Genomic DNA, 770 nt, shown 5'->3' with positions numbered 1-770 from the left:
ATGCCGCCGCCGTGGTGGCGCTGGCGCGCGGCGACCGTGCCGCGGCGCGCCGCTTCGCCCAGCAGGCGGTGGAGACGCCGCCCGATTCGGCGGAAGGCGCCCGCGGCGTCGCCGCCGTGCTGCGCGAACTCGGCCAGGACCAGGCCGCGCATGACCGGCTGCGCCGCCTGGCACAACACGAAGCGCCGGAATCCGCGGCACTGCGCCTGTTCGCGGAACTCGCCGCCCTGCCCGCCCGGCGCGCGCCGGCCCTGGCGCTGCTGGCACGCCATCGCCTGTCCGGCCCGGCCGCCGGCGAGGCCTGGCTGCGCCTGGCCCTGGCCGAGGGCCAGGCGCAGGCGGTGGCGGATTTCCTGCGCCAGGGCGGCACCGCTTCCGCCGCCGGGCTGGTGGAGGTGCTGGCGCTGGCCGCGCGGCAGCGCGCGCCGGCCTTGGCGGAGGCCGCTGCCACCCCGCTGCGCAGCCTGCGCGACCTGCCGGAAGGCTGGACCGAGGAGGAGGTGGCGGTGACCGCCGCGCTGTCCCGCCCGCTGACCCCGACCGGGCTGCTGGCGGCGCTGAACCTGCTGGCCTGGGCGGGGGAGGCCGCGGCGCGCGACCGTGTGGTGGGGCTGCTGGCCGTCGCGCCAGAACTCGCCGCGGCCGCCACCAGCCTGCCCGGCGCGGCGCAGCACCAGGCCCTTCCCCGGCTGCGCCGGGAAGCCGCCGGCGCCGGGGAAGCCGCGACGGCGCGGCTGGCACTGCTGGCGGTGCTGGCGCCGGCGCAGGCG

The 770-nt window shown here is 80.5% G+C and carries 1 protein-coding gene; it reads left to right on the top strand.

The window, feature by feature from the left end; genetic code table 11:
- A partial coding sequence (locus tag HEQ75_RS27725; protein WP_168035340.1) for a hypothetical protein occupies positions 1-770 on the top strand: 770 nt, incomplete at both ends.

The organism is Falsiroseomonas selenitidurans, assembly GCF_012103215.1.
Classification (GTDB): Bacteria; Pseudomonadota; Alphaproteobacteria; order Acetobacterales; family Acetobacteraceae; genus Falsiroseomonas; species Falsiroseomonas selenitidurans.
The sequence above is the reverse complement of the archived record's forward strand: the minus strand, read 5'-3'. Positions and strand labels throughout refer to the sequence as shown.